5 protein-coding genes are annotated in these 11,980 nt (G+C 27.6%); all 5 read right to left on the bottom strand.

The window, feature by feature from the left end; all coding sequences use genetic code 11:
• Position 1: 1 nt before the first annotated feature.
• Positions 2 to 919 carry an ABC transporter ATP-binding protein gene (locus tag FGK85_RS02880; protein WP_102399381.1) on the bottom strand — a complete coding sequence of 306 codons (918 nt, stop codon included), beginning with the start codon at positions 917 to 919 and terminating at the stop codon, positions 2 to 4.
• Between the two features lie 168 nt (positions 920 to 1,087).
• Positions 1,088 to 3,604, bottom strand: coding sequence for an ABC transporter permease (locus FGK85_RS02875; protein WP_171011310.1), 2,517 nt, complete (start codon positions 3,602 to 3,604; stop codon positions 1,088 to 1,090).
• A 203-nt stretch (positions 3,605 to 3,807) separates the two neighbouring features.
• A complete protein-coding gene (locus tag FGK85_RS02870) occupies positions 3,808 to 6,333 on the bottom strand; it encodes an ABC transporter permease (RefSeq protein WP_171011309.1) in 2,526 nt (841 codons plus the stop codon).
• A gap of 165 nt (positions 6,334 to 6,498) precedes the next feature.
• Positions 6,499 to 9,015: an ABC transporter permease gene (locus FGK85_RS02865; RefSeq protein WP_171011308.1), complete on the bottom strand. Its 2,517-nt coding sequence runs from the start codon at positions 9,013 to 9,015 to the stop codon at positions 6,499 to 6,501.
• A 149-nt stretch (positions 9,016 to 9,164) separates the two neighbouring features.
• Entirely contained in the window at positions 9,165 to 11,663 is a 2,499-nt protein-coding gene (locus tag FGK85_RS02860; RefSeq protein ID WP_171011307.1) for an ABC transporter permease, read from the bottom strand.
• Between the last annotated feature and the right edge of the window lie 317 nt (positions 11,664 to 11,980).

The raw sequence follows: 11,980 nt of genomic DNA, 5'->3' as shown, positions 1-11,980 counted from the left end.
GTTATTTGCCCCCTTTTGCTATTTCCATAAATCTATTTTCTAGATTTCCATGTGCTCTATTAATGTCCAATATCTCAATGCCTCTAGTGGATAGAACAGTAATGAGCATGGAATAGCAGTCCTTGTCAGTAGTTAATATTAATTTATCCTCCAGTGTCTCAATATTTTTAACAAAGCTATTGTCTTGCAGAATATTCTTAACCCTTTCTATATCCTCATGCCTTACCTTAAGCTGAATTTTTTCCTTATCTTTTAAGTGAAGGTTATTTGTAAGTTCTACAGATTTGATCACTCCATAATCAATAAATGCCACCTTATCACAAAGCTGCTCTATTTCCCCTAAAATATGTGAAGATATAAATACTGCAGTGTTATTTTCCTTAACTAGATTTCTAACTATGTTTCTAAAATCCACAATTCCAATGGGGTCAAGTCCATTAGTAGGCTCATCTAATATTAAAAGCTTTGGATTAGGTAAAAGCGCTTGCCCAAGTCCTAAACGCTGCTTCATTCCAAGAGAATATTTTTTAACCTTGTCATCTATTCTATCCTTTAGACCTATTATCTCTATAACTTCATCTATTCTCTCTTTCTTCACGTTACCATAAAGCTTTGCAAACATATTTAAGTTTTCCCTTCCAGTAAAATCTAAGTACATATCTGGATTTTCCACAATACACCCTACAGAACTAATAGCCTTTACAAAATCCTTTTGCACATCATATCCATTTATATAAATATTTCCAGATGTAGGCTTAATAAGTCCCACTATCATCCTTATGGTTGTGGTTTTTCCCGCTCCGTTAGCTCCAAGAAATCCGTATATCTCCCCTTCCTTTACATCAAAGCTTATGCCCTTTATTATCTCCGTTTTTCCAAATGATTTGTGAACATCTTTAAGTTCTAGTACCGCGCTCATAAAACTGCCCCCTTCTTTCTTGAATCTTTTTATATATTTTACCATTAAAGTAATACAACTTCAAAATAATAAACATTTTCAAATAAAATCTCAATATATAACTATAAATATTAAATACACATTAAAAAAAGAGAGTGCAAAGGCAACAACCCTTCACACTCCCTACTTTTATTCTACTCCTCTTATGGAATCCACTATACTATCAGAATATACTTTTCTTGAAGCATTTATGGCTGCAAGAAGGCATATAACTAACACTGCAAGAGATGTACATAATACATTCCATATAGATATTGTCCATTCCATGCCTGCCATTAATACTTTTCTAGTTGCCACGTAAAATAAATAAGTGAATAGGATTCCTAAAGATACTCCCCAAATGGTTGAATATATGCCATAAATTAGCCCCTCATTTCGTATCATAGAGTTCACCTCATCCTTTGCCATTCCTATAGCCCTTAGCATTCCAAATTCTTTTTTCCTAAGCATTACATTCATACTCATTATATTAAATATGTTTATAATACTTACAAGTGCTACAATAAATATAATTGAATATAATATTACAGCAGTTTTAATACGAGATTTTTTTATTTTTTCAAGTTCTTCCTTATAGGAAGTTAAAGATACTCCTCTTGAATTCTTTACTATATCCTTTAACTTGTTTTCCACATAACCATAATCTCCGTGCTTATCTAAGCTTATCCTTACTCTTTGGTAGCCTGGAATATTAAAATTTTCTTCAAGTAATTCATTATCCATGATTATAGTAGTAGTTATAGCACCATCTTGTGGTACAATTGCATCATCTTTAAGTATACCTCCAACTATAAATTTTTGTTCATTCATATATATAGGTACTTTATTTTCATATATTTGTATTTTCATCTCTACGGCATCTCCAACTTTAAAAGTAGTAACATTATTATTATTTAAGTTTTGAGCTAATAAAACCATAGGTTTTTTTTTCAAATTATCAAAATCTACATTTCCTTCTTCTATGCTGTTTTTAAATTTTTCTAAAACCTCTCTATCATACCCTTGTACTTCACACTTAAAGGTATAAATATTCTTATTTAAATTTTCTTTTACATATGAGAATTGTTTACTCCATTTTTTTAGAAGTTTGATTCCCTCTTCAGTAATCTTATTTGATGGTACTATCATAAAATTACTAGTTTCTTTAGATTTTACTACGTTTTTTACTCCTTTTAATTTTTCTATATCTCTTACATATTTCTCCTCTATTGAAGCTCCTTGAAATGAATCATTACAAGCTATAACAAAATCTCCACCCATCTTTTTCTTTAAAGTGCTTGCTGGATCCGAACAATTTATTATATAATTTACCAACATAAAAAGTATTATACTTATACTCAAAGAAACTACAGTAGATATAAACTTTTTTCTATTCCTGTTGATATTAATTCTAGACATATCTCTTGTGAATTTGCTTTTTTCTTTAAGAATAGAGTTTTTTTCCTTTAACCTATTACCTTTAAGCTTAAAATTCCCATTAGAGTTTACAGCTTCTATAGGAGAAACTTTAGAAGCTTTCTTAGCAGAAAAATATGTTCCCAAAAATATTGATATAAAACCAAAAATAAAAGATAGGATAATCGCCTCCTTGGGTATTCTAAATAAATATTTAAAATAATTATTACCAGAAAATAACGTCATAGCTCCTTTAGAAACAAAATTTCCAATAAAAATACTTAAAGGTATAAATATTAATCCTAGTAAAAATCCCTCTCCCATAACTAATTTTATTATGTGTGAACTGGAAGCCCCTATAGCCCTAAGCATCCCAAATTCCTTATTTCTCTGAAGAATAGACGTATTAAATATATTACAAATTAGTATGCTAGATATGATAGATACTATAGTATATAAAACTATACTTATAAATTTTAATATTTTAATATCTTTCATCATAAATTGTTTAATACTATCTATAACAATAGCAATTTTTTCTAGATCCGCCTGTAAAGATAATTTATCAAAACCCTTTTGCTGTTCTATATTTTCTTTAAACTTTACATAAGTAGTAAAATTTCTAAATTTATTTGGTACCTTATCTAAGGCAAAATCTTTACAGACATACGCTTTAGCAGTATTTTTCAATGTGTTATGATTAAATGTGTGATCAAAAGTTCCAACTAGCACAAATTCATTATTTAATTCCAGCTGTTCCTTGCCCTCACCTAATCTAAAGTTTAATTTTATATTATCACCTATTTCAAGATTAGGATTAATTTTTTTAACTACCCAATTTTCTAAAGCTATTTCATTAGGTTTTTCTGGATAACGTCCTTTTAATAATTTAAAATTAAATAAATCTATAGCTTTTTTATCATAACCATTAATATCAATAGAATACTGTGAATCTTTTATTTTACTGTTTCCCATAGAAACAAATGTGGTTGAATTTTCAATAATACTACTATTATTTTTGCACAATTCTTCTGCTTCTTTTTTGTATTGATTTTTATAATCCATAATTACATCATATGCTCCGCCCCTATCATCAATTAAACGAGCCTTTGTATTCTCCTTTAAAGTAGAAAGCATTACACTTAATGAAGTTATTAAAGTTATGGATATTACTATACTCATTGCTACAAAAAAATTTCTTTTCTTATTTTTAACTAAATATTTCGGTATTAGCCCCCAAAAGCTTTTCATATTGACCCCTTCTTTCTTGAATCCTTTATATATTTTACCATTAAAGTAATATAACTTCAAAACAATAAACATTTTCAAATAAAATCTCAATATATAACTATAAATATTAAACACACCTAAAAAAGAAGTGCAAAGGCAATAACCCTTCACACTCCTTATTTGTCTACTCTATAATTCTTATGGATTTTACTATCATTTGATTGCTACTCCTGTATCCTTATGGAATCAATAATACTAGAAGAAAATACTCTTCTAGATGCATTGATCGAAGCTAATATACAGACTCCAACAGTAACTAAAATCACAAGCACTATGGTACCTATAGGAAAACTCCAAGTCATTCCATCTGTAAGACTTTTTCTAGAAATTAAAAAAACTATATAGGTAAAAATTGTTCCTGTTATCCCTCCCCAAAATGCAGAGGATATACCATAAAATATTCCCTCAGCTCTTATCATCTTTTTAACTTCATCTTTTCCAAGCCCTATTGCCCTCATCATTCCTATTTCTCTCTTTCTCAATAACACATTCATACTCATAATATTTACTAAATTAATAATACTAACTATAGCCACCACTCCTACAAAGCTGTACATTATAAGCGAAAACTTTAAATCATTTTTCTTAGCCTCTTCTACTTCTTCTTTATATGATGTTAAATTAACCCCCCTATTGCTCCTATATTTATTTTTCAACTTTTTTTCTACTTCCTCATAATTTGCATCTTTACCTAATGTTATCTTTACCTTCTGATACCCCTTAATTTTAAAATATTTTTCAAAAGCCTTTTCACTGACAATCACCACATTTTTAATTTGCGAATCTTCTGGCATATAATCTTCTTTTAATATGGCCGCAATAGTAAAAGTCTCACTTTTCCTTTCAGTACGATCCTTTTCATTATCATATACATGGCAACTTAACTCTATATGGTCTCCTATATTTAATTTTGTACAATTACTATAATTTAAATTTTGTGCCAAAATAACCATAGGTTTCTCTTGAAGTTCCCGTTCATTAATTTTACCTTTTATTACATGTTCCTTTATCTTCTCTAACTCTTCCTCAGTTAACCCTTTTACTTCTGTTCTAAACTTATACCTCTGATTTTTAAAATCCTCTTGGGTTTTCGAATTTCTATTGCTTTCTTTTGAAAAAAATTTAATTCCTTCCTTCGTTACTGTATCTTTAGGAACTTCCATTGAAACATATGACATTTTTTCCTTATCTGTTTTATCTACACCTTTTATATTTTCAATATACTCTATATCCTCATGAGATAATGCATAATCTGGTTTATCTGCAGGCGTGGATACTACAAAGTCACCTCCCATTTTGCTTTTAATATTCTTTATAGGATCAGAACTATTTATTAAATAAGTTACAACCATAAACATTATTATACTTATGCTAAGTGAAATTACAGTAGTTATAAATTTCTTTTTATTTCTATTTAAATTTAAACGTGCCATATTTGAGGCGAATCCAAATTTTTTACTTATTATGCTATTATCCTGTAAATTACTTTTTATTTTTTTACCCTTTAATTTCAAGTTATTATTTGAATTAATTGCTTCCATAGGGGATATTTTAGATGCTTTTTTAGCTGGAAAATAGCTTCCTAAAATAATAGAGAAAAATCCAACTATAAAAGAAGCTATAATGCCACTTTTGGGAATGTTCATAATTCCCCCCACATCTTTATAACCTGCTATTAATTTAGTAATTCCTTGAATTGTAAAATTTCCTATGATAATTCCTAAAGGAATAAATATACATCCTAAAATAAACCCTTCACCTAGCACAAGTATTTTTATTTTGCTTGGCGAAGCACCTATAGCCCTTAACATTCCAAAATCCCTAGTTCTTTCTGTTATGGACATATTAAATATATTATAAATTATTACACTAGCCACAATACTTATTATTATATAAAGAATAACGCTTATAAAATCAATACCTTTATAAGCTTTAAGTAAAAATGTTTTTGCAGTATTTATGCGGAATTCTATATTTTTATAATCATCATTAAATGCCAGTGAATTACAACTTTTTTCAATAGACTCCTCTGAATTTACATTTAAATACCCTTCATATAAATGTCCTTCATGTAAGATTTCTTTTGGAGGACTTATGCTTTCAACGTAACTTCTAGGAACATATGCAATTGCAGTGTTTTTCAATTGATTGGTATTAAATTTATAATCAAAAATTCCTGAAATTGTAAATTCTTTTTCTATATTAAATTTTTTAAATCTGCCTACAGTTAAGTTTAGCTTAATTTTATCTCCCACTTTATACTTTTTATGCATAGCACTTAAAGCCCAAGCTTCTATGGCTATTTCATTATCTTTTTTAGGGTATTTTCCTTCAAGTAGCTTAAAATTAAGAAATTCTCCTATGTTGTCATCATAGCCATTTACCCTTAAAACGTATTTGGAATTAGGTACCTTATACTCTCCTAATTTACATGATATAGACACTTTGTCTACAAGTGGATCTTTCACTAATTTATTCAGACTTTTCTTATCTTCCGTAAAAAAGAAATTATCATATACACCACCGAAATCATCTATCATTTGCTTATATGATGATTCTTTTAAGTTTTTAATCATTATGCTCAAAGATACGATTAGAGAAATAGACAGCATTATGCCTACTGCCACAAAGAAATTTCTTTTCTTGTTTTTAACTAAATATTTCGGTATTAGTCCCCAGAAACTCTTCATATAGCCCCCCTCTTTCTTAAACTCTTTTATATATTTTAACATTATAGTAATATAAATTCAAAATAATAAATATTTTCAAATAAAATCTCAATATATAACTATAAATATTAAATACACATTAAAAAAAGAGAGTGCAAAAGCAATAAACCTTCACACTCCCTACTTTTATTCTACTCCTCTTATGGAATCCACTATACTATCAGAATATACTTTTCTTGAAGCATTTATGGCTGCAAGAAGGCATATAACTAACACTGCAAGAGATGTACATAATACATTCCATATAGATATTGTCCATTCCATACCTGCCATTAATGTCCTTCTAGTTGCCATATAAAATAAATAAGTGAATAGAATTCCTAAAGATACTCCCCAAATGATTGAATATATGCCATAAAGCAGACCCTCATTTCGTATCATAGAGTTCACTTCATCCTTTGCCATACCTATAGCTCTTAACATGCCAAATTCTTTTTTTCTAAGCATAACATTCATACTCATTATATTAAATATATTTACAATACTTACAAGTGCTACAGTAAATATAATTGAATATAATATTACAGCAGTTTTAATACGGGATTTTTTTATTTTTTCAAGTTCTTCTTTATAAGAAGTTAAAGTTACTCCTCTTGAATTCTTTACTATACCCTTTAACTTATTTTCCACATAATCATAATCTCCATGTTTAGCTAAATTTATCCTTACTCTTTGGTAGCCGGAAATTTTAAAATATTTTTTAAGTAATTCATTGTCCATAATTATAATATTAGTTAAAGAAGCATCTTGTGGCTTCATAACATGATCTTTCAGTATGCTTCCAATTATAAATTGTTCCACATTTCTGTACAAAAACTTTCTATTCTCATACACATCTATATCCATTTCTATTGAATCTTTCACTTTTAAATTAGTAACATGATTATTATTTAAATTTTGCGCTAATAGAACCATAGGTTTTTCTTTAGAATTATCAAAATTTATATTTCCTTCTTTAAGATTATTTCTAAATTGTTCTAAAAACTTCTTATCATACCCTCGTATTTCACAATTAAACTTATAAATATTCTTCTTTAATGCCTCACTTATCTCTGGCTGCAACCTACTCTGCCGTTGTAATAGTTTCATCCCCTCATCAGTAACTTTATCTGGTTGTACTTTAATGAAATTACTGGTTTCTTTAGACTTTATTACGCTTTTTACTCCTTTTAATTCTTCAATATCACTTATATATTTCTCTTCTAATGAAGCTTCTCCAGCCAAGTCGTTACAAGCTATAACAAAATCTCCACCCATCTGTTTTTTTAAAGTATTTGCTGGATCTGAACAATTTATTATATAATTTACTACTATAAAAAGTATTATACTTATGCTCAAAGAAACCACAGTAGATATGAACTTTTTTCTGTTTCTATTTATATTAACTTTAGACATATTCCTTGTGAACTTGCTTTTTTCTTTAAGAATAGAAATTTTTTCCTTAAGCCTATTACCTTTAAGCTTAAAATTTCCACTAGAGTTTACAGCTTCTATAGGAGATACCTTAGAGGCTTTCTTAGCTGAAAAATATGTTCCTAAAAATATTGATATAAACCCAAAAATAAAAGATAAAATAATTGTCTCATTAGGTATTCTAAATAGGTGTTTAAAATAATTGTAACCAGAAAATAAAGTCATAACTCCTTTAGACGCAACATTACCTATAAAAATACTTAAGGGTATAAATATTAATCCTAATAAAACCCCTTCACCAATAACTAATCTTATTATGTGAGAACTAGAAGCACCTATAGCCCTTAACATTCCAAATTCCTTAATCCTCTGAATAACAGAAGTATTAAATATATTACAAATTAATACACTAGATATGATAGATACTATTATATATAAAGCTACACCGATAAATTTCAATGAATTAATTCTATTAATTAATGTCTTCTTAACAATATTCATTCTAACTGTAGCTTTATCGAAATTTACTTGAGAAGATATCTTATAAAACCCCTCTTGCGTCTCTATACCTTCTTTAAATCCCACATAAGTAGTATAACTTTTAAATTTATCTGGAACTTTATCCATGGCAAACTCTTTACAAACATACGCTTTGGCGATATTCTTTGCTACATTATAATTAAATGTATGATCAAAAATTCCAACTAATACAAATTCATTATTTAACTTCAAATCATATTTCCCATTTACTAGTATTGAACTTAAATTTACCTTATCACCTATTTTAAGATTAGGTTTAATTTTCTTAACTACCCAATTTTCTAAAGCTATTTCATTGGGTTTTTCTGGATAACGTCCTTTTAATAATTTAAAATTAAATAAATCTATAGCTTTTTTATCATAACCATTAATATCAATAGAATACTGTGAATCTTTTATTTTACTGTTTCCCATAGAAATAAATGTGGTTTCATTTTCAATAATATCATTATTGCCTTTGATTAATTTTTCCGTTTCTTTTCTGTACTCATTTCTATAATACATAATTACATCATATGAGCCCCCCATATCATCAATTAGGCGAGCCTTTTCATTGTCTCTTAAAGCATATAGCATAACACTCAAAGAAGTTATTAATGTAATAGATAATACTATACTTATTGCCACAAAAAAATTTCTTTTCTTATTTTTAATTAAATATTTCGGTATTAGCCCCCAAAAGCTTTTCATATTGCCCCCTTCTTTCTTGAAATCTTTTATATATTTTACCATTTAAGTAAAATAAATTCAAAATATTAACTGTATTTAAATGATATATAAATATTAAATACACCTAAAAAAAGAAGTGCAAAAGCAATAAACCTTCACACTTCCATCAATTATTCTACAGTTCTTATAGAATCTATTATGCTCCCTTTCACAATCTGCCTTGAAGGAAATATAGATGATAATACACATACCCCAATAGTAGCTATTGAAAGTAATATTAATAGAATAGATGAAAAGCCCCATTTAAGTGCGTTATATCCTATTAATTTATTAACTAAAAATGTTGCTGCGGCAGAAAATATTAATCCTATAGTTACACCTAAAATTACCGAAGCTATACCATAAAAAACTCCTTCATCTATAACCATTCTTCTTATTTGATTATTCTCCATACCAATAGCTCTAAACATACCAAATTCACTTTTTCTCATAAATATATTTGTATTCATAACACTAATTACATTCACTATACTTACTAAAGATGCAATCAATACAAAACTATATGCAACTAAATATATCTCCATTTTTGATTTTTTTGCTTTAGATAACTCTTGTTTAAAAGACTTTACTTGAACTTTAGGATAATGTTTTGTAAAGCTATTAAGCTTTTCGTTTACCTGCTCATAATATCTTGAGCTTGTAATAGATACTTGAATATTTTGATAAGCATTGATTTTAAGATATTTTTCTATAGCATCATTACTCATAATAATTTTATGTCCTATATCCTCACTATATTCTTTATCTAAAACTCCTGCTATAGTAACCTTTTGTATTCTATCTTCTATATATTCTCCTTTATTACTGTACCTAGAGATAATTATATTTATTTTATCTCCTGGCTTAAAGTTTGTATATTCTCTCTCTGGCAAAACTACTAATGGTTCTCTATCCATATTATCTAAACTTATTTTTTTTCCTTTAACATGGGATAATATTTCTTTCAAATGTATACGATCATATCCGGTTAATTTTTCTCCTATAAAATAATATTCTCCTTTTTTAAAACTCTTTTCTGTATATTTATTTCCTTTACTTAGATTTTCTAAATATTTAATCCCTTTATCAGTTATATTTTCTTTTTTAACTTCCATAGTAACATCTTCTATTTCTTTAATTGCATTTACACTTTTTATACCCTTTAAATTTTCAATATCTTTTATATGATTTTTTTCTAAAGAGTCATTATAATTTCTAGATGTATTCACTATAGAAAAATCCCCACCTAGATTTCTTTTTATCTCATTTACAGGATTATATATTCCAGTAAAATAATTTACTAATATAATTAAAGTTAAACTCATACCTATTGATATTATTGTAGTTACAAATTTCTTTTTATTTCTCTTTAGGTTTGTATATGCCAATTTACCTGTAAATCCTAGTTTATTATATACTCTACTATTTTTATTATTTTTTATAGTTGCACCGTTCAACTTAAGATTACTATTTGAATTTATAGCAACCATCGGTGATATTTTAGAAGCTTGTCTTGCTGGGAAATAAGAACCTACTAATATAGAAATAAAACCCACAATTAAACAACATATAACATCCTGTTTATATACTTCTATAGTCATAAGTCCATATCCTGATATTATATTGACAAGAATTGATGTTACTATATATCCAGTTGCAATACCTATAGGTATAAATATAATTCCTAAAACAATACCTTCGCCTAATATTAAAGTTATTATTTGATTAGGTTCTGCCCCTATAGCCCTAAGCACTCCAAAGTCTTTTATCCTCTCTATTATAGAAATATTAAATAAATTATATATTAATACGCTTGCCATAATTATGATAATTATATATAAAGCTATATTTATTGTTTTTATGAACTTCATAAAAGATAAAAAGCTTTTTTTATCATAATTTAATAACATACTCTCGTTATAGGAATCATTTTTAAAACTTAAAGAATTAAATCCATTTTCCATATCTATACCTGACTTAAAAATTAAATATTCTTTATAGTTTTTTGCTATATCAGGCAGCGATTTTTCTACATATTCCCTAGTAACGTAGGCCTGTGCACTTTTTTCAACATTAAAGTCAAATATGTAACTAAAGGTACCTACTAATATAAATTCATTGTCCCTTTCAAAAGCCTGATTTTTCATGGCAGTTCTGTAATCTAACTTAGAAGGTATTTTTATTTTGTCTCCTATTTTTGTATTAGAAGGTAACTTATTAACCACCCACTGTTCTAGAGCAATTTCATTTTCTTTCTGAGGATATCTTCCTTCTATTAACTTAAAATTTAATATATCCCTTGACATTTTATCATATCCAGTAATATTCATTTGATATGAAGAACCCGGTATTTCAGCTTTCCCTAGTTCTAAAGATATAGTGTACTTGTCTATATTTTCATTTTTATTTATATCCTTTAACTTTTTAAAATTAGGTGATGATATAGTTACATCTTGTATTCCACCTATGGAATTTTTCACATACTGCCATTGGGCTTTTTCAATTTTTCTAGTAATAATCCCTATGGATGTAATTAAAATTGTAGATACTATGAGCCCTATAGCTATAAACCATACTCTTTTTTTACTTTTAAACATGTATTTAGGTATTAAAGAAAAAAAGCTTTTCATTCTTGCACCTTGTATAATGAACATGTAGTAAAAATTCATTATACTTTTCCTTTCTTAAAGATTTTTACTATAATTATTATAAAACGCTATGGTTTAGTGTCTTTACCTATAGCTAGACTATTTTATTTGAAGCTCTAACCACTGTCTTATGCTTATTTGTTTAATTAGTTAGATAACTCATTAGTTTTTATATAGAACAAAAATACATTTATCATGACATTTATGGAGTATAGCGGATTAATACTATAAAGACCCTAATTACTGCTTCGAGAACTATTTCTATGAGAGATTATATTTTTACTATATGTCTCACTAAG

Source organism: Haloimpatiens lingqiaonensis, assembly GCF_901447495.1.
GTDB classification, from domain to species: domain Bacteria; phylum Bacillota; class Clostridia; order Clostridiales; family Clostridiaceae; genus Haloimpatiens; species Haloimpatiens lingqiaonensis.
This window is presented reverse-complemented; position numbering and strand designations above follow the sequence as displayed.